Raw genomic sequence first — 17,149 nt, 5'->3', positions numbered from 1 at the left:
ATAGATTACTCATGTTATACCCCTGAAACTCAGGGGCTTGAATCATGCAGCCGAGATGACGGCAACCAAATTAATGGGTCCAGAACCTAGCTTTACCTACAAATCCATTCCAACCAGAAATGAGGCTTCTCCGTCGCTCCAACAAATCCGACCGCGCATAGGCCCGCTCCACATCGGACCCAACCTGATGGGCCAAAGCCGCCTCCGCTAGTTCACGTGGCGCGTTCGCAGCCTCCGCCGCCCAGTCCCGAAACGAACTGCGGAATCCATGCACGGTGACGCCATCCTGCCGCATCCGGCGCAGCAGCATCAGCATTGACATGTTCGACAAAGGCTGGTGCCGCTTTTGCCCCTCGAACACATAGTCAGAGGCCAGCGCACGCAGCGGCTCCAGAATTCCAAGCATTTCGTCGGTGAGAGGCACACGATGGACCTGCCCGCCTTTCATACGCTCTGCGGGTATGGTCCACAGGCGCGCATCAACATCGACCTCGGTCCATTTCATCTCCAGCACCTCAGATGTTCGGCAAGCGGTCAGGATGGTGAACTGCAGCGCCTTGGCGGCCATAGCTGAGCGGGTCTGCAACTCGGCAAAGAACGCGGGCACTTCTTGCCACGGCATTGCGTCGTGGTGCTGCACCTTGGCTTTGACGGTAGGCAGCATCTTGCCTTCGCGGATCGCGGTCACCGGGTTCTCACCCGAGCGGAAGCCCTTGGACTTCGCCACATCGAGCACCGTCTTGATCCGTTGCGACAGTCGCTTTGCGGTTTCGTGTTTCTCGGTCCAGATGGGGGACAGGCACATCAGCACTTCGGGCTGATCGATGCTGTCGACTGGCATGCGCCCGATCTTTGGGAACGCATAGTCGCGCAAGGTGTTGAGCCATTGCTGTCCATGTTTGGTATTCTTCCATGTCGGCAGGCGGTCAATGTGAACCTGTCGGCTGAGTTCTTCGAAGGTCGGGATTTCGCGCTGGGCGTTGAAGCGAGGGTTCAACCCGGCTTTTGCCATCCGCCTGTATTCGAGCGCTCTTTCTCGGGCATGGTTCAGAGTGACAACATCAGCGCCGCCCAAACCGAAGTCTGTTCTCAGCGGTGCGCCCTTGCGGTTCTTCTGTCCTTTGACCGTTACGCGTACGATCCAGCGCCGTGCGCCTGATGGATCAACAACAAGGTACAGGCCAGAACCGTCGCCATGCCGACCCGGACCGAGATTCTCTACCAGCTTCTTTGTCAGCTTTCCGCTGAGCGCAGCCATGAAAATACCACAAAATATACCACTCAATGAAAGTATAGTGGTGAAATCGGGTAAAATCCAATGAAACGCACCAGTGAGACTACAGCCATAAAACTCAAAGGTTTTAGCAGCCTAGCGTGGTTCATCAAAATTCAGGGAAATTACCAAGTGGCGGACCGAGGAGGATTCGAACCCCCGACCCCTTGATTCGTAGTCAAGTACTCTATCCAGCTGAGCTATCGGTCCGCGTTGGTGAGGCGGTATTTAGACCTGAGGCCACGGGCGTGCAAGCCGATTCTTCAAAAAAACTTCAAAAAGTCATATCACCGCGTGGGAGCCTTATTTCAAAGGTGGTTCCCTCGGGTCCGGTGGTTTTCAGGAACAACTCCCCGCCATGGCCACGCACCAACTCTTGCGAGATAGCCAATCCCAAACCCGAGCCGCCTTTACGCACGCCCCCCTGAAAGGGTGTAAACAGATTCTCTTGGGCTTTTGGCGGAAGACCCGGGCCCGTATCGCTGATTTCGATACACCAATCCTTTTCCTGCTCGGAGGCGTTTACAGAAATGCGACCCGGTTTTCCAGAAGTAGACAGCGCCTGTCGTGCATTGCGTACGAGGTTCAAAATGACCCTGAAAATCTGTTCGGGGTCAGCACGGACAACAAGATCTTCGGGCACTTCATTTACGATCTCGACACAGGCATTCGCCAGCGCGAGCCTCTCGCTGGTCGCAACATCCTCGGCAATCTCTCGCAGGCGCAACATGGTCAGTGTCGGAGCGGGCTCCTCCGCGCGACCAAAGGCCAGTGTGCTTTCGCATAATGAGACGGCGCGGGTGATCGAATTGACAAGTTTTGGCGCCATACGAGCCACCAGCGGGTCATTACTCGCCTCAATCCGGTCGGTAAACAGCTGGGCCGAAGTCAGAATGTTGCGCAAATCATGGCTAACCTTAGCCACTGCTCCTCCCAATTGCGCCAGGCGTTCGCGTTGCTTCAAGGCTTGTGTCAGATCAGTTTGAAGCATCTGCAAGGCCTCTTCGGCTTCGCGCAGTTCCGTCACCTTGGAATTGGGTGAGATAATTCCGCGCGCGTCCTCGGGTGCGCTGGCGTAGCGTTGCATATAGCCGACCACACTTTTGATCGGGCGTACCAGAACCACGCGCACGGCAAGAAACAGGAATGAGGCGGTAATGATAGAAATCACAAAGGACAGGCCCAAAATGCGAAGCCCGTAATCCGTCATCGCCATTCGCAACGGGTCGCTATCCATTGTTACTTCTATCAGTAGACCAGCATCCTTAACTGGCGCGCCTAGAACGCGAATGACCTCGTTTTCGGGCGTAAACAGCCGCAGAGTCGCGTCGCGGATCAGCACCCAGGCGCTGGCATCGCGCAGATCGAAGGTTTTGGAGATCCGATCCGGGATGGGTGAAGACAGCATGAGCTGGCGCACTTCGTCGCGGCGCAGCACGACGTTGTAAACACCCGCATTGGCCAGCAGTTCTGCCTCAAGCTCGTCGGCCAGCATATCATCAGCCAGCAACGCCAACGAAGCGATCTGGGCACGCTCGAGCCGGTTCAGTAGGAAATCTTCACGAAAGCGCGCGATCGATGGCACAAAGATCAGAACTTCGGCCAACATCACGAAGACCGTCGTCAGGATCAGAAATCGGCCCGACAGCGAGTTCACTTTGCGCTCCTCCTTGGGTCAGGGAATCCAGCGCTGGACGAATCTGACCACTTTCTTAACCGTTTGATTCTCAAACAGCCTTGGCGTGAAATAGGCACCCGCCACCCGTTTGTTAAGCTCTCCAATCGTCGGATAGGGCGAGACCATGGCAGCGATCTGCCCCATCTTTAGGTTATTTGCGAGTGCCAGCGACCACAAGTTGATCAGTTCACCGGCTTGGTGCCCTACGATTGTTGCACCGACGGGGCGACTTTTAACTACCATCACCTTGATAAAGCCTTTCGTTTTCCGTTCGGAAATCGCCCGGTCATTATGGTGATAATCGAAACGGGCAATTTCCACCGCGTCTCCGTGTTGGGCACGCGCTTGCGCTTCGCTAAGCCCCACCTGTGCCAGTTCCGGGTCGGTATATGTCGCCCAGGGGATATGTGCTGTCTTCGCCTTTGACGGTAACCCGAACAGGGCTGAGCGAATGATAACCCCCGCCTGATAGCCTGCCACATGGGTAAATTGCAGACCACCTGCGACATCTCCGATAGCATAGACCTTGCGGTTGGTAGTCCGCAGTGAGTCGTCGACCTTGATACTGGTGCGAGTACTCTCAATCCCGGCAGCTTCAAGATTTAGGCGATCAACGTTGGCCTTGCGCCCAACGGCAAGCAACAAATGTGAACCAGCGTGAATCTCTCCATTCTCGGTCACGACCTCTATGGCGCCCGCATTGTCTCTGATCTGAGCCACCATGGCGTTTTCATGAATCGCGACGCCTTCCGCCTTCAGGCTGTCCAGCACGATGGTTGCGGCTTCGGGGTCGTCCTTGCCGAGCGCCTTCAGGCCTTCGATCACCGTAACCTTACAGCCCAGACGGATATGCGCCTGCGCCATCTCCATGCCGATCGGGCCGCCACCGATGATCAGCAGATGCTCGGGCTTGTCGCGCAGGTCGAAGATGGTCTCATTGGTAAAATAGGTGACCTGATCCAGACCCGGCAATGGTGGCACCAGCGGCGAAGACCCGGTGGCCACAACAACGCGGCGGGCTGTGATCAGGTGACCGCCAGCCTGAACCTGAGTTGGTGAGACAAAGCCACCGTATTCCGGGATTACTTTGACACCAAAACTCTCGAAACGCTCCTGACTGTCCATCGGTTCGATCTGAGCGATCACGTCATGCACATGATCCTTTGCAGCGGCATAGTCGACCTGCGGCACCACGTCCGCGACCCCAAAGGCCGAAGCGTGTGCTTGCCCATGTGCCGCCTTACCGCTGGCAATCAGGGCCTTGGAGGGAACGCAGCCAAAGTTCAGGCAGTCGCCGCCCATCTTGTGCCCCTCCAGCAGGACGACATCCGCCCCCATCTGGCTGGCCCCGGCCGCCACAGACAATCCGCCCGACCCGGCGCCGATCACCAGGATATCGGTCTTTAACTCTTGCATGAATCAAGTGTCCTTTCGGCCACGGAGGGATTTGATAACAATCGGCAGCGCCGCCAGAACACACAAGCCGATGATGGGCCCAATGACAAACGGCTCCCACAGCAACGAAACATCCGGCGTCTCACCCCGGTCAAATACACCCCCGAGCCCGACGCCAATCCAAGTATAGACGATGCCGCCTGGGATAATGCCCAGCGCAGTCGTGATCAGGAAGTTCCGAAATTTCACGCCAACCAATGCAGGCACCAGATTGGCCACGAAGAACGGCACCACAGGCACCAGGCGCAACAGGAAGAGAACCGAGATCTCATTCTCACGCAGGCCGTCTTTCAGTTTCTTGACCGTCCCTTCCGAGGATTCCAGCCGCGCCGTGAGTGACTCGCCCAACCCCCAGCGTGCTGCAAGGAAAATGGCTGAGGCCCCGATCGTAGCTGCAACAACATTGAACACGGTCCCGGCGAAGAGACCAAACAGGAAGCCCCCGGTCATCGATGCCACCGCAGCTCCGGGCAATGAGAAGGCCACGATCACGATGTAAATGCCAATAAAGGCAGCAACCATCGCCAAATAGTTGGCATCCCGCCACGCCAAAAGCGCCTCGCGGTTGTCGCGCAAGGTCTCAAACGTCAGGTAATCGCCCAAGGTAAAGAAACCCACCGCAGCGACGACGAGAATCACCAGCAAAGGGATATGACGCGCAGGTCCGCTGCGCGGGGTCTGAGTTGTATCACTCATTACAGTGTCCGGTTTGGTGCGTTTCATTCTGGCACCAACATGCGATGCCTTGGGCCCGCACAACAGGGACCTCACGCGGCGTTGATGTTTATGGCCCGGAATGTGACGAATTCGGGCAATAATACCTGCGACTTGAAACCTTTTGCTGGTGCCGGTTACAGAATTGTTGCAAAAGGCGGCGAAACCCCCACCTAGGGGTTTGACTTAACTCCCGTGACCCAGTAGAGGACGGGCTTCGAACACTAGGGCCAGGCGAATCCGCGCCGCACCCGACCGCTATAGATTGGAGACGGAGCGATGAAACGCACCTATCAGCCTTCGAACCTGGTTCGCAAACGCCGCCACGGTTTCCGCGCGCGCATGGCTACCAAAGCCGGCCGCAAAATCCTGAACGCGCGCCGCGCACGTGGCCGCAAATCGCTGAGCGCGTAAACCGCTCACTGATCAGGTTATGAACATGACGCCGCCGGAGGCCCCTGAGGATGGTACAAACCAGCCGAGGGTCAAGCCCCCGGCGGCGTCCGTTTGCGCGCATGAAACTTTGACTGTTCTGCAGAATCGCTCTGATTTTCTTAAAGCAGCGCGGGCGAAACGGCATGGCACCGCCTCGATGATGGTGCAAGCGCGAAAACGCGGCACGGATGAAGCAACGGGTATTCGCGTCGGATTTACCTGTTCCAAGAAAGTCGGCAACGCCGTGGCCCGCAACCGCGCCAAGCGCCGATTGCGCGAGGCCGCGCGGGCAGTTCTTCCCATTCAGGGACGCGAAGGGTGGGATTACGTCCTAATCGGCCGTGCCGAGGTCACTGCGGCCCGGCCCTTTGAGGCACTGAAAGATGATCTGCGCTTTGCCCTGCGCAAAGTGCATGGCGGCAAATGACCCTGTTTGCCCATATCCTCGCCCTGCCGATCCGGGTCTATCGGCTGATCTTCAGCCCATGGGTTGGTTTCAATTGCCGGTACCAACCAACCTGTTCGGCCTACGCGCTGGAGGCGCTGGAAAAACATGGCCCCATCAAGGGCACATGGCTGGCTGCGCGGCGCATTGGACGCTGCCATCCATGGGGCAGCGATGGATATGATCCGGTTCCCGACGACGAATAACGCTCACCCTTGCCCGGTTCACTCAACTGCGATAGGCCCGCCCCATGTTCGACGAAGCTGACGATATCCATCCGCTCTTTGCCGGGGCGCCCTCGACCACCGAGTTCAAGAAACTGCGCAAACGCATTGTGCGTCAGACGCGTGAGGCCATTGATCAATACGGGATGGTGGACCGTACCAATGATGGAAAAACGCCCCGGTGGTTGGTTGGTCTGTCGGGAGGCAAGGACAGCTATACCCTTCTGGCAGTGCTCCACGAACTAAAATGGCGCGGGCTGCTGCCTGTCGATTTGCTGGCCTGCAATTTGGACCAGGGTCAGCCAGGTTTCCCGGCCACTGTTCTTCCCGAGTTCCTCGAACGCATGGGAGTGCCGCATCGGATCGAATATCAGGATACTTATTCGATTGTGGTGGATAAGGTTCCCCAGGGCCGCACCTATTGCGCACTGTGCTCGCGTTTACGGCGGGGCAACCTCTATCGCATCGCGCGCGAAGAAGAGTGCACAGCGGTCGTGCTGGGCCATCACCGCGACGATATTCTTGAGACCTTTTTCATGAATCTGTTCCACGGGGGCCGTCTTGCGACCATGCCGCCCAAACTGGTCAATGAAGAGGGGGATCTGTTTGTCTATCGCCCCCTCGCCCATGTGGCCGAGGCGGATTGCGAGAAATTTGCAAAGGCGATGAACTATCCCATCATCCCATGTGATTTGTGCGGCAGCCAGGACGGGCTGCAACGTCAACAGGTCAAACAGATTTTGGACCAGTGGGAAAAAAATGCGCCAGGGCGACGTCAGGTGATGTTCCGGGCGCTGACAAATGCCAGACCGTCGCACCTGCTTGACCCGAAACTTTTTGATTTTACGAACCTTTCGACCGGACAGATTCAAAACGACGAAAATTCGGCGGAAATTCCCAAGTTGCGTTAACGAGTGACTCAGATAGATTTCCTACGGTTGGCCTGCGCGATCCTTGCCCAAGCCAAAGGCCGTAAAACCGATGCGGAAATTTCTCTCTGTTGATAAATGTCTCGATCTGTTGCGAGTTATCCTGACCGGACCACGGGTCCTGGCCTTTTTGCCAGCCATCTGTCTGGCAGCGTTCTGGTTGGGTGGTGAACGTGCCCTTTTCATGGCGGCGCTTGGCCTGCCGCTTATGTTTGCCGCAACCGGAATATGGGGCAGCCGGTCCTACACCGCCCATAGCGCGGGAATGCGCCCCAGCGGCCTAGTGACTCATGATGTTTTTCAATCCGAACTGCAGATTTTGAATGAGACAGCGCGTAGCAAAGGCGAAAATGCCGCCTGCATCGCTATAGCTCTGGACGATTTTGCCGACCTTTTGGATCTGCACGGGCAGGCCGCAGCCGATCATGCAAAACAGCAATTCCGCGATCGCGTTCTTTCGATCATTCGCAATCATGACATCTTTTGCCAGATTGACCAAAATCGGTTTTTGATTGGTCTTAATTCCTCACCGCATCTGGATCTCGAAGCCTGCATTCAAATGTCAGGCCGCCTGCAAAGCGCCGTCGAAGAACCGCTCTTTTTAAACGGAGTTGGCGTGTATCAGTCCTGCTCGATCGGGTTTTGTCTACTGTCGGATCTGCGCCAGGCTGAAGCTGATGAATGGATAGGGGCCGCCACGGCTGCCCTTGCCGAGGCCCAGAGAAGCGGGCCTTCGACAATCCGCGCCTATTCAACGGCAACCCGCCGGCGATCTCTGGTTCGAGCCAACTTGCGCAAAGAGTTCGAGGCTGCATTGGACAATGGGGAAATCCGGCCCTGGTTCCAGCCTCAAGTGTCCACTGACACCGGCAATATTACCGGGTTCGAAGCGCTTGTACGGTGGGAGCATCCTGGCAAAGGTGTGCTTGGCCCTCAGGTATTCTTGCCCTTCGCAGAACAAGCCGAACTGATGGAGCGGTTGGGTCAGGTCATGCGCCACCACGCCTTCGAGGCCCTGCGCACTTGGGATAGCGCCGATGCGATCATTCCTCGGATAGGTATCAATTTCTCGTCTGATGAACTTCGCAATCCCAACCTGATTGATCGATTGAAGTGGGAACTGGATCAGTTTGAACTGACACCAGACAGATTGGCGGTCGAGATTCTGGAAACCGTGTTCTCGCGCCGACCCGATGACGTGATAACGAGAAACGTGACAGGCATGGTGACTCTTGGGTGTTGTATCGATCTGGATGATTTTGGAACTGGTCATGCCTCGATCGCGTCAATCAAACGATTTAACGTTTCGCGTATCAAGATCGACCGGACCTTTGTGGCAAAATCCGACCAGGATCCCAGTCAGCAGCAGCTTGTCAGCGCGATTCTGACGATGGCTGAAAGGTTGAATCTTGAGACTCTTGCGGAAGGTGTCGAAACCCCGGGTGAGCACGCATTGATGGCACAGTTGGGCAGCAATCACGTGCAGGGGTTCGGAATTGCCAAACCGATGCCGTTCGAACAGACGATGCAATGGATCGCTGCCCATCGTAATCAGCTTAAAAGCGCGCCCAGGATCGGCGGCAATATGGGATGAAATCGGTCATTTCATTGCGCCAAATCCGTTACTGCGGCGATTTATGAGGCGATTCCGCTTGACCTTTGGGGCTGCACTCTGTTGAACCCACCGGGTGTGTTTCACTGCTCAAGGTGGCTGTCCCCGATGGACGATCAGAATAAGAACCTCATCCTTGCAACTGCGCTCAGCTTTTTGGTGATCCTTGTCTGGTTCGTCCTGTTTCCACCGCCCGAACCATCGGTGACACAGGATGAGGCTGAAATTACCGCCCTTGAAGGGGATGAGGTGCAGACACCCAGTGCCACCAGCACTGTTGGTGAAGCAACCGCAACCACCGAAGAGACTCTGCCAGAGGAACAAGCCCCTCGGGTGCAAATCGACACGCCCCGCCTGGAGGGCAGCCTGTCCCTGTCGGGCGGGCGGATCGATGAGCTGTTCTTGAAAGACTACAAGGTTTCGATCGAAGAAGGAGCGCCCATTGTCGAATTGCTGTCTCCGGTCGGGTCGGAATCAGCATATTACGCCATTTATGGTTGGGCCCCAGGCGCAGGCCTCGCAAGTGCGGACGTTCCCGGCCCCAATACACTATGGACATTGGAGCAGGGAGAGAAACTGGGTGTAGACAGCCCCATCACGCTTGCCTGGGACAACGGCAATGGCCTGACCTTCCGCCGGATCATCTCGGTCGATCAGGACTACATGTTCACCGTGACCCAATCGGTCGAAAACGCGACCCAGTCCGAGGTGAGCATGGCTCCTTATGGCATTCTCGCCCGGCACGGTATTGGCGAAGATGGTGATCTTCCGGGCCTAAAGAATTTCTTCATCTTGCATGAGGGCGTGATTGGCATGTCGGATGGCACACTGTCCGAGGTCGATTATGACGATGTCCGCGATTTCGATATCGACCCGAATGAAAGGGCCCAGGCCGAGGTCTATCAGGTCAAGGAAGATGGATGGATCGGATTTACCGACCATTACTGGATGACCACACTGATCCCCGAACCCGGGTCAGCTTTCAAAGCAGCCGCCAAATACGACTCGCGCCGCAAAATTTATCAGACCGAGACGGTCCTGCCGACACTGACTGTCGACCCAGGTGAAACCGCCGAGGTCACGACCCGCCTGTTCGCCGGTGCCAAGGAATGGGAAGCCATTCGTGAATATCAGGCTGAAGGCGTGCAGAAATTCATCGACAGCATCGACTGGGGCTGGTTCTTCTTTCTCACCAAGCCGATCTTCTGGCTGCTGCACAACATCAATGCTCTGATCGGCAATATGGGCTGGTCCATCATCGGCCTGACCTTGATCATCAAGGCAATCCTCTTCCCGCTGGCCTTCAAATCCTACGTCTCGATGGCGAAAATGAAGGAACTGCAGCCGCAGATGGAGGCGTTGAAAGAAGCCGCAGGAGACGACCGCCAGAAGATGCAGCAAGGCATGATGGAGCTTTACAAGAAAGAAAAGGTAAACCCGGCCGCTGGCTGTTTACCAATCCTGATGCAGATTCCGATCTTCTTCTCGCTATACAAGGTGATCTTCGTCACCATCGAACTGCGCCAAGCCCCCTGGTTTGGCCCGTTCCAGGACCTCAGCGCGCCGGATCCGACCTCGATCATGAACCTGTTCGGCCTGTTGCCCTGGGCTGGCCCACAACCGGAAACGTTCATGGCGCTGATCTTCATCGGCATCCTGCCGCTGTTGCTGGGTATCTCGATGTGGCTGCAGCAAAAGCTGAATCCGGCACCAACCGATGCGACGCAGGCGATGATCTTTGCCTGGATGCCTTGGGTGTTCATGTTCATGCTGGGCAGCTTTGCCAGCGGGCTGGTGGTGTACTGGATCGCGAACAACACGATCACATTCACCCAGCAATATCTGATCATGCGCAGTCAAGGCTACAAACCTGACGTATTCGGAAACATCAAGTCTGGCTTCAAGCGCACCCCAAAGACGGATGACAAATGAGCGGAACAGTAACCGCTTTGTGGCGGCACCCGATAAAAAGTCACGGGCGCGAAAGCCTTGATCACATCACCATGACCCCCGGGCAGACCATGCCCGGGGATCGTATTTGGGCGGTTGCGCATGAGGCGTCCAAAGCGGATGGGTCGGAATGGGTACCCTGCAACAATTTCAGCCGCGGCGCGAAGGCGCCTCAGTTGATGGCAATCTCAGCGCATCTACAGGGTGACACGGTCACGCTGCGCCATCCCAACCGCCCCGATCTGAGTTTTGAGCCCGACACGCAACAAGACAAATTTCTGGACTGGGTGAGGCCACTGATGCCGACAGACCGGGCCGCCTCGGCCCGCATCATCCGCGTTCCCGGTCGCGGGATGACCGACAGCGATTTCCCATCGATCAGCCTGTGCAATATGGCCTCGCACCGTGCGGTCGAGCAGAAATTGGGCCGTGATCTTTCGATTGCACGTTGGCGTGGCAACATCTGGTTCGATGGCCTGCCACTGTGGGAGGAATTCGACTGGCTGGGCCGCGATATACGAATTGGCGAGGTGATCTTTCACGTCCGTGAACGCATAACGCGTTGCTTGGCCACGACGGCCAACCCCGAGACGGGTGAACGCGATGCCGATACGTTGGGCGCGCTCGGCAATTGGGATCATCAGGATTTCGGGGTCTATGCTGAGGTTCTGCAAGGCGGCAGCATCCGCACCGGCGACAAGGTACAGGTACTGTGACCGCTCTTCGTTTTCCATTGGCCGAATCCCCTGACGCGTTCGCGACAGAAACCGGGCGCAAACTGTTTGCCGGACCATCCGAGTTCGTCAAAGGCGTGGTCGCCATGGACGGCCTGCCCGCACCTGACCGGCTAGAAGTCTGCTTCGCAGGGCGCTCAAACGTGGGCAAGTCCAGCTTAATCAACGCGCTGACTGGGACAAAGGGGCTGGCGCGTGCATCAAACACGCCGGGCCGCACACAAGAGATCAACTTTTTCACTCAAGGGCCTGAGCTCTATCTGGTTGACCTGCCGGGATATGGTTACGCCAATGCGCCGGTCAAGGTCGTCGAAAAATGGCAGCGGTTGCTGAAAAAGTATCTCAGCGGCCGTCAAACCCTGCGCCGCGCATTTGTGCTGATCGACTCGCGCCACGGGGTAAAGCCGGTCGACGCAGAGATTATGAAGCTGCTGGACACTAGCGCTGTCACGTTTCAATGCGTTCTGACCAAAGCCGACAAGGTAAAAGCCAACGACCGCGAGAAGGTGCTGCAGCAGGTACGCAGTGCGCTTGCCAAACACCCCGCAGCCTTCCCCGAGATGGTGTTAACATCATCCGAGAAAGGCGACGGAATTCCCACCCTGCGCTCGATCATCGCGCATCTGGAATAGCTTGGCTCTTGGCAGCACTGCTCAAAGACCCTAACACGGGTGCCCAGAGGGACCTCAGCCATGAAGACAAGAGATATGAATCGGGATTGGATCGCCACCGCAGCCACCTTGAACAGCGCCCTGCCCTACCTGCAGCGCTATGACGGGGCCATCGTTGTTATCAAGCTGGGTGGACACGCCATGGGCAGCGACGAGGCGATGGAAAGCTTTGCGCGCGACGTTGTTCTGATGCGGCAAGTCGGTGTAAACCCCGTCATCGTGCATGGCGGCGGCCCTATGATCAACGCCATGCTGGGCAAGCTGGACATTCAGTCCGAATTTGTCGGCGGCAAGCGTGTGACTGACAAAGCCACTGTTGAGGTGGTCGAGATGGTTCTGTCCGGCCTTATAAACAAGCGTATCGTACAGGCGATCAACGGTCAGGGCGGCTCGGCTGTGGGTTTGTCGGGCAAGGATGCAAACCTGATGATTTGCGATCAGACCGATCCATCGCTGGGATTTGTGGGCTCACCGTCCAAGATGAACCCAAAGGTTCTGCATGACCTGTTCTCACATGACGTGATCCCCGTGATTGCCCCGCTTGGTGCGGGCCAGAATGGTGAAACGTTCAACGTCAACGGCGACACCGCGGCTGGCGCGATTGCCTCGGCACTTAAAGCAGATCGCCTTCTGCTGCTTACCGATGTTTCGGGCGTCAAGAATGCCGCCGGAGAGGTCGTGACCGAACTGAAAGCCGGTCAGATCCGTGAGATGACTCTGGAAGGCACTATCGCGGGTGGAATGATCCCCAAAACAGAAACCGCGTTGGACGCGCTTCATAGCGGTGTTCGGGCAGTGGTAATACTGGACGGGCGCGCGCCAAATGCGGTGTTGCTCGAACTGTTTACGGAACACGGTGCCGGATCCCTGATCCGCCCGGATTAACGCCATAGTGATCTTCGACATCTTGCACCGGGCATTAACATGCTCGATTGTGAATGTATGGAGAACGAGCCCCTATTTCGCCTAAGCGTGTTTTTGATCCTGTTTGTTGTGTTTGCGGCGGCAGAGACAATTGCGCCAAAACGCTTAAGAACCTGTCCGCGAAAAAATCGGTGGCTAACCAATCTATCAATCACTGTTTTGAACACACTGATGCTCAGGACTATGGCGATTGGGTTGCCCTTATTGGCCGTTGGCGCTGCCATTGATGCCGGGAAAAATGGATTGGGCGTTTTTAACTGGCTCGCTTGGCCAGGGTGGGTTGAGCTTATTCTGTGTTTGCTGATTCTGGACTTTGCAATCTGGCTACAGCATCTGATTACCCACAAGGTGCCAATCCTTTGGCGGCTACATCGTGTGCATCACGCCGACCGAGACATGGACGTCACTACTGCAGTCCGCTTTCACCCTGTTGAAATCGCGTTGTCCATGATCCTGAAAATCGGGCTAATCTATCTGCTCGGCGCCAGCGCCCTGGCTGTGATCCTGTTTGAGATCCTTCTTAATGGCACAGCGTTGTTCAATCATTCAAACTTGAAGCTCCCCCTTGCCGTGGACGCTGTGGTACGTAGGGTTCTTGTAACTCCCGATATGCATCGCGTACATCATTCGGTGTTCCGAACTGAGCATGACAGCAATTATGGCTTTGCACTGTCTATCTGGGATCGGATGCTGGGGACTTACATCGCACAACCTCGGGACGGGCACGAACAAATGAGCGTGGGATTGGAATGGCAGGACGATCGGCCAACAAAACTGGGATGGAGCCTGGCTCTGCCCTTCCGCCGTCGATGACTTACGCCAATGTCGAACGAGCAGCCACTCAGATTGGGCTGATAGTTATGGGTGCACAACATCCGCGCGTGTCGGGAGCCAAACAACTGGACGGCGGCACATTGATCCTGCTGGGGACGGCAGGAGCGTTCTGGCCCACTCTGGCTGCATCACCTGAGTGGAAGGATGGTCAACCCGATCCTGTAGACCGATGGTCAAAGCGAGTTATTGGCAAACTGGCGCAGGACCTGTCAGCCGCAGCGCACTATCCGTTTGGCGGCCCACCTTACGCACCATTCATTGACTGGGCACTAAACTCCGGGCGCACGTTCAGCAGCCCAGTAGGGGCACTGGTGCACGACACTGTGGGAATGATGATTTCATTCCGTGGCGCTTTGCATTTCACTGGGGAATTTACGATCCCGCACAACTTACAGGAATCTCCATGTATTGAATGCCCCGCCCCTTGCGCGACCACCTGTCCGGTAGAAGCGCTGAATACGCACAGCTTCTACGATGTGGCCGCCTGCAAAGGATATCTAGGTACTGAAGCTGGACAAGACTGCTTGAACGATGGGTGTATCGCGCGGCGCGCCTGCCCTGTCAGCGCAAGTGCCGAGCGTCAACCCGAACAGTCGGCGCATCACATGAACGCTTTTTTTCGATCATGACCCGAACTCTGATTCTGACCCGCCATGCGAAATCCAGTTGGCAAGATCCATTTGTCCAAGATCACGACCGGCCACTGAACAAACGCGGACGAAGGTCGGCTCCTGCGATCGGCCGCTGGTTACAAAGCAATGGTTGGCTACCAGATGAAGTCATCAGCTCAACAGCACAACGCACGCGGGAGACATGGAACCGGTTGGGGCTAAGCGCATCAAAGCTGTCCTTTACCCCCGGCCTCTACCTTGCCGGGCCCGATCAAATGTTTGAGGCGCTTTCGTCGGCTTCGGCAAAGACCGTGCTCATGCTAGGCCATAATCCCGGTATTGCAGAGTTTGCACATCGGTTAGTACGCCAAGCCCCGAACCATCCGCGATTCTACGATTATCCGACTGGCGCAACGACTGTTATCCACTTTGAAGCACCAGATTGGACTTCGGTTCGTTGGGGAAGTGGTGAAGTTCTTGGATTTACAATCCCACGCGAATTGCTCGAATAAAAAAGGCGGGGTAAACCCCGCCTTTCTGATCTTCTGGTCTTGGTTCAATGACCCAGAATTTGGCTTAGGAACAGTTTGGTCCGTTCGCTCTGAGGGTTATTGAAGAACTCCTCCGGTTCGTTCTGTTCCACGATCTGGCCTGCGTCCATAAAGATCACACGGTTGGCAACCTGACGTGCAAAACCCATCTCGTGGGTCACACACAGCATGGTCATGCCTTCCTCGGCCAGCTCGATCATGGTGTCGAGCACCTCTTTGATCATCTCGGGGTCCAGCGCCGATGTCGGTTCATCAAACAACATGATCCGCGGCATCATGCAGAGCGAGCGGGCAATCGCCACACGCTGCTGCTGACCACCCGAAAGCTGGCCGGGATATTTCAGCGCCTGATCCGGGATTTTCACCTTTTCCAGGAAATGCATCGCGCGCTCTTCGGCCTCTTTCTTGGGCGTCTTGCGCACCCAGATCGGGGCCAGCGTACAGTTTTCCAGAATGGTTAAATGCGGGAACAGGTTGAAGTGCTGGAACACCATGCCAACCTCGGACCGGATCTTGTCGATGTTCTTGAGGTCATTCGACAGTTCCGTCCCATCCACGACAATCGTGCCCTGTTGGTGTTCCTCCAGCGCGTTTAGGCAGCGGATCAGGGTGGACTTGCCCGACCCGGACGGCCCCGCGATCACGATCCGCTCGCCCTGATTGACGGTCAGATTGATATCGCGCAGTACGTGGAAGGATCCGTACCACTTGTTCATGTTGTTGATTTCGATGGCGACCTCGTCGCTCACCTGCATCTTGGTGCGGTCGATTTCGCGGTCAATTGCAAGTTCAGACATATGTTGAACTCCTTAATGATGATCCGTGGCAAGGCGACGCTCGAGCCACTGGGAATATTGAGAGATGCCGTAGCAGACGACGAAGAACAGAAGCGCGGCAAAGCCCAGAAGCTCCCAATAGACGCCGTTCCATTCGGTCGACGCCAGGATGGGACCCCGGATCATGCCCACCAGATCGAACATTGAGATGACCGAAACCAGTGTGGTGTCCTTGAACAGGCCCACGGCCACGTTCACGATACCGGGGATCGATATCTTCAATGCCTGCGGCAGGATGATAAGCCGCATCGCCTGCGGGTAATCCAAACCAAGACTGTCTGCTGCTTCGTACTGTCCACGTGGAAGCGCTGCCAGACCACCGCGGATCACCTCGGCAATATAGGCGGCCGAGAACATGGTGATCATGATCACAACGCGCAGGAACAAGTCGACCGTGCTGTCAGGCGGGAAGAAATACGACAGCATCACCGAAGCCACAAACAGCAGTGTGATCAGAGGCACTCCGCGTATAAATTCGATGAAGATAACGCAGACCCACTTGATCAGCGGCATGTTCGACTGACGGCCCAGCGCAAGTGCAATCCCCAACGGGACCGACAACGAAACGCAGGCTAAGCCCAGCATCATGTTGAGCATGAAGCCACCTAGATCGCGGCTGGGAACAGCTGAAAGCCATGCCCCTTCGGACGCGTCCTCTGGGATCAAAGCACCGCCAAGCTTCCAGACGATCAAGGCAACGATAATGGCCCCGAAGAATCCAGCGGCAAAACTGTTCTTCCCGAGCTTCTGAAAGACAGCGCCCGCAGCAACGCAGCCAAGTAGGGCAACGAAGGGTACCAAGATCGTGCCACCCCATATCAGCCAGAAGGCAATAAAGGGATAGAGGGCTGTAAAGATCAGGAGTTTGCGCGGTAGGTCGAAGAACAGGACCGGTGCAACCGCCGCTAGCATCAGTACGAATGCCAGATTAGGCCGCCAATACGCATCGGTAGGGTATTTGAACCCGTAGATAAGCTGAGGCCAGCGTTCGGTCAGAACCGCGAAACACGCACCTGTTTTACCGGCGAGAATCTCTCGGCATTCCGCAAGCGAGTTCGCGTTCCACACTCCATTCAGGATCCATGGCAACGTGTTCTTCAGAAGCACATAGATTAACATCAGCGACAGGACAGTCAGGATTGTATTGGTTGCGCCAGAGAAAAGATTCTCTCGCAACCACTTCACAATACCCGTCTGGTTCGCTGGTGGTGGCGACGGAGGAATGGTGCCATCGGCCACAAAGGCGATCGGGTTTGTTGTTTGATCAGCCATG

The 17,149-nt window shown here is 56.3% G+C and carries 18 protein-coding genes and 1 tRNA gene; 12 read left to right on the top strand and 7 right to left on the bottom strand.

The genetic code is table 11. The features are described 5' to 3' along the window. Positions 1 to 70: 70 nt before the first annotated feature. The 5 genes from ACR0MQ_RS19820 to ACR0MQ_RS19800 form a co-directional block, all read right to left on the bottom strand. Positions 71 to 1,258: a tyrosine-type recombinase/integrase gene (locus ACR0MQ_RS19820; protein ID WP_480610281.1), complete on the bottom strand. Its 1,188-nt coding sequence runs from the start codon at positions 1,256 to 1,258 to the stop codon at positions 71 to 73. A gap of 148 nt (positions 1,259 to 1,406) precedes the next feature. Next, positions 1,407 to 1,483: transfer RNA gene (locus ACR0MQ_RS19815), tRNA-Arg, on the bottom strand. 64 nt (positions 1,484 to 1,547) lie between these two features. Then, complete coding sequence (locus tag ACR0MQ_RS19810) at positions 1,548 to 2,930, bottom strand: ATP-binding protein (protein ID WP_480610279.1); 1,383 nt, start codon at positions 2,928 to 2,930, stop codon at positions 1,548 to 1,550. An 18-nt stretch (positions 2,931 to 2,948) separates the two neighbouring features. Then, the gene (locus ACR0MQ_RS19805) at positions 2,949 to 4,367 is read right to left on the bottom strand and encodes a dihydrolipoyl dehydrogenase family protein (protein WP_480610277.1); all 1,419 of its coding nucleotides are present in this window, start codon (positions 4,365 to 4,367) and stop codon (positions 2,949 to 2,951) included. A 3-nt stretch (positions 4,368 to 4,370) separates the two neighbouring features. Continuing rightward, positions 4,371 to 5,102: a TVP38/TMEM64 family protein gene (locus ACR0MQ_RS19800; RefSeq protein ID WP_170775947.1), complete on the bottom strand. Its 732-nt coding sequence runs from the start codon at positions 5,100 to 5,102 to the stop codon at positions 4,371 to 4,373. Positions 5,103 to 5,399: 297 nt separating this feature from the next. Between ACR0MQ_RS19800 and rpmH the strand changes: the two genes are divergently transcribed. The 12 genes from rpmH (at position 5,400) to ACR0MQ_RS19740 (ending at position 15,001) form a co-directional block, all read left to right on the top strand. Continuing rightward, complete coding sequence (gene rpmH, locus ACR0MQ_RS19795) at positions 5,400 to 5,534, top strand: 50S ribosomal protein L34 (RefSeq protein WP_005980833.1); 135 nt, start codon at positions 5,400 to 5,402, stop codon at positions 5,532 to 5,534. A gap of 25 nt (positions 5,535 to 5,559) precedes the next feature. Further along, on the top strand, positions 5,560 to 5,982 hold the full coding sequence (rnpA, locus tag ACR0MQ_RS19790) for a ribonuclease P protein component (RefSeq protein WP_170478182.1): 423 nt from the start codon (positions 5,560 to 5,562) through the stop codon (positions 5,980 to 5,982). Next, positions 5,979 to 6,206 carry a membrane protein insertion efficiency factor YidD gene (gene yidD, locus ACR0MQ_RS19785; protein WP_170775946.1) on the top strand — a complete coding sequence of 76 codons (228 nt, stop codon included), beginning with the start codon at positions 5,979 to 5,981 and terminating at the stop codon, positions 6,204 to 6,206. Before rnpA ends, yidD begins: the two co-directional genes overlap by 4 nt. 44 nt (positions 6,207 to 6,250) lie before the next feature. Continuing rightward, a complete protein-coding gene (ttcA, locus tag ACR0MQ_RS19780; RefSeq protein WP_480610273.1) occupies positions 6,251 to 7,135 on the top strand; it encodes a tRNA 2-thiocytidine(32) synthetase TtcA in 885 nt (294 codons plus the stop codon). Positions 7,136 to 7,205: 70 nt separating this feature from the next. Continuing rightward, positions 7,206 to 8,747, top strand: a complete 1,542-nt coding sequence (locus ACR0MQ_RS19775) for an EAL domain-containing protein (RefSeq protein WP_480610271.1) — start codon at positions 7,206 to 7,208, stop codon at positions 8,745 to 8,747. 126 nt (positions 8,748 to 8,873) lie between these two features. Further along, positions 8,874 to 10,697, top strand: coding sequence for a membrane protein insertase YidC (gene yidC, locus ACR0MQ_RS19770; protein WP_480610269.1), 1,824 nt, complete (start codon positions 8,874 to 8,876; stop codon positions 10,695 to 10,697). Continuing rightward, a complete protein-coding gene (locus ACR0MQ_RS19765; protein WP_170775943.1) occupies positions 10,694 to 11,431 on the top strand; it encodes an MOSC domain-containing protein in 738 nt (245 codons plus the stop codon). Before yidC ends, ACR0MQ_RS19765 begins: the two co-directional genes overlap by 4 nt. After that, positions 11,428 to 12,081 carry a ribosome biogenesis GTP-binding protein YihA/YsxC gene (gene yihA / locus ACR0MQ_RS19760; protein ID WP_480610266.1) on the top strand — a complete coding sequence of 218 codons (654 nt, stop codon included), beginning with the start codon at positions 11,428 to 11,430 and terminating at the stop codon, positions 12,079 to 12,081. Before ACR0MQ_RS19765 ends, yihA begins: the two co-directional genes overlap by 4 nt. Positions 12,082 to 12,141: 60 nt before the next feature. Beyond that, a complete protein-coding gene (gene argB / locus ACR0MQ_RS19755) occupies positions 12,142 to 13,005 on the top strand; it encodes an acetylglutamate kinase (RefSeq protein WP_480610264.1) in 864 nt (287 codons plus the stop codon). A gap of 57 nt (positions 13,006 to 13,062) precedes the next feature. Beyond that, a complete protein-coding gene (locus ACR0MQ_RS19750) occupies positions 13,063 to 13,857 on the top strand; it encodes a sterol desaturase family protein (RefSeq protein WP_170775941.1) in 795 nt (264 codons plus the stop codon). Further along, entirely contained in the window at positions 13,824 to 14,507 is a 684-nt protein-coding gene (locus tag ACR0MQ_RS19745; RefSeq protein ID WP_480610283.1) for a ferredoxin, read from the top strand. Before ACR0MQ_RS19750 ends, ACR0MQ_RS19745 begins: the two co-directional genes overlap by 34 nt. After that, positions 14,504 to 15,001: a histidine phosphatase family protein gene (locus ACR0MQ_RS19740; protein WP_170478206.1), complete on the top strand. Its 498-nt coding sequence runs from the start codon at positions 14,504 to 14,506 to the stop codon at positions 14,999 to 15,001. Before ACR0MQ_RS19745 ends, ACR0MQ_RS19740 begins: the two co-directional genes overlap by 4 nt. Positions 15,002 to 15,045: 44 nt before the next feature. Here ACR0MQ_RS19740 and ACR0MQ_RS19735 read toward each other — a convergent pair whose 3' ends face one another. Both ACR0MQ_RS19735 and ACR0MQ_RS19730 read right to left on the bottom strand, forming a co-directional pair. Then, positions 15,046 to 15,837 (bottom strand): amino acid ABC transporter ATP-binding protein, encoded by a 792-nt coding sequence (locus tag ACR0MQ_RS19735; protein WP_029621560.1) that lies wholly within the window; start codon positions 15,835 to 15,837, stop codon positions 15,046 to 15,048. Positions 15,838 to 15,849: 12 nt separating this feature from the next. Continuing rightward, positions 15,850 to 17,148, bottom strand: coding sequence for an amino acid ABC transporter permease (locus ACR0MQ_RS19730; protein WP_170544300.1), 1,299 nt, complete (start codon positions 17,146 to 17,148; stop codon positions 15,850 to 15,852). Between the last annotated feature and the right edge of the window lies 1 nt (position 17,149).

This window comes from Ruegeria sp. AN6 (genome assembly GCF_056540425.1).
This window is presented reverse-complemented; position numbering and strand designations above follow the sequence as displayed.

Excerpts from the sequence above, each read along its gene's own strand:
- ACR0MQ_RS19820 (WP_480610281.1), bottom strand. The coding sequence starts at position 1,258 with ATGGCTGCGCTCAGCGGAAAGCTGACAAAGAAGCTGGTAGAGAATCTC.
- ACR0MQ_RS19805 (WP_480610277.1), bottom strand. The coding sequence starts at position 4,367 with ATGCAAGAGTTAAAGACCGATATCCTGGTGATCGGCGCCGGGTCGGGC.
- ACR0MQ_RS19800 (WP_170775947.1), bottom strand. The coding sequence starts at position 5,102 with ATGAGTGATACAACTCAGACCCCGCGCAGCGGACCTGCGCGTCATATC.
- rpmH (WP_005980833.1), top strand. The coding sequence starts at position 5,400 with ATGAAACGCACCTATCAGCCTTCGAACCTGGTTCGCAAACGCCGCCAC.
- rnpA (WP_170478182.1), top strand. The coding sequence starts at position 5,560 with ATGACGCCGCCGGAGGCCCCTGAGGATGGTACAAACCAGCCGAGGGTC.
- yidD (WP_170775946.1), top strand. The coding sequence starts at position 5,979 with ATGACCCTGTTTGCCCATATCCTCGCCCTGCCGATCCGGGTCTATCGG.
- ttcA (WP_480610273.1), top strand. The coding sequence starts at position 6,251 with ATGTTCGACGAAGCTGACGATATCCATCCGCTCTTTGCCGGGGCGCCC.
- ACR0MQ_RS19775 (WP_480610271.1), top strand. The coding sequence starts at position 7,206 with ATGCGGAAATTTCTCTCTGTTGATAAATGTCTCGATCTGTTGCGAGTT.
- yidC (WP_480610269.1), top strand. The coding sequence starts at position 8,874 with ATGGACGATCAGAATAAGAACCTCATCCTTGCAACTGCGCTCAGCTTT.
- ACR0MQ_RS19765 (WP_170775943.1), top strand. The coding sequence starts at position 10,694 with ATGAGCGGAACAGTAACCGCTTTGTGGCGGCACCCGATAAAAAGTCAC.
- argB (WP_480610264.1), top strand. The coding sequence starts at position 12,142 with ATGAAGACAAGAGATATGAATCGGGATTGGATCGCCACCGCAGCCACC.
- ACR0MQ_RS19750 (WP_170775941.1), top strand. The coding sequence starts at position 13,063 with ATGGAGAACGAGCCCCTATTTCGCCTAAGCGTGTTTTTGATCCTGTTT.
- ACR0MQ_RS19745 (WP_480610283.1), top strand. The coding sequence starts at position 13,824 with ATGGAGCCTGGCTCTGCCCTTCCGCCGTCGATGACTTACGCCAATGTC.
- ACR0MQ_RS19740 (WP_170478206.1), top strand. The coding sequence starts at position 14,504 with ATGACCCGAACTCTGATTCTGACCCGCCATGCGAAATCCAGTTGGCAA.
- ACR0MQ_RS19735 (WP_029621560.1), bottom strand. The coding sequence starts at position 15,837 with ATGTCTGAACTTGCAATTGACCGCGAAATCGACCGCACCAAGATGCAG.
- ACR0MQ_RS19730 (WP_170544300.1), bottom strand. The coding sequence starts at position 17,148 with ATGGCTGATCAAACAACAAACCCGATCGCCTTTGTGGCCGATGGCACC.